Origin of the sequence: Halomonas sp. ND22Bw (assembly GCF_003011945.1) — a bacterium.
GTDB lineage: Bacteria > Pseudomonadota > Gammaproteobacteria > Pseudomonadales > Halomonadaceae > Halomonas > Halomonas halophila.
Genome location: NZ_PXWD01000772.1, coordinates 1 through 275 on the forward strand (window position 1 = coordinate 1; position 275 = coordinate 275).

1 protein-coding gene is annotated in these 275 nt (G+C 67.3%); it reads left to right on the forward strand.

Annotated elements, in window-relative coordinates:
* Nucleotides 1–275: SDR family oxidoreductase (locus tag CVH10_RS20215; RefSeq protein WP_146143171.1), on the forward strand; the 275-nt coding region annotated here is incomplete at both ends.

Here is a 275-nt window from a genome sequence, read left to right on the forward strand (position 1 = left end):
AACCTGTTCCAGAATCCGGTGGTGCCCTATCACGACTACACCGCCGGCAAGGCCGCGCTCCTCTCGTTGACCCGCACGCTGTCCCATGACCTGGGGCCCGACAATATCACCGTGAACATGATCTCCGGCGGTCTCCTGCGCACCACCGATGCGTCGAGCGCGACCCCGGAGGCGGTCTTCGAGCTGATCGCGCAGAACACGCCGCTGCGTCGGGTGACCACGCCGGAGGAGTTCGCCGACGCGGCCTTGTTCTTCGCCTCGCCCTGGGCGAGGGC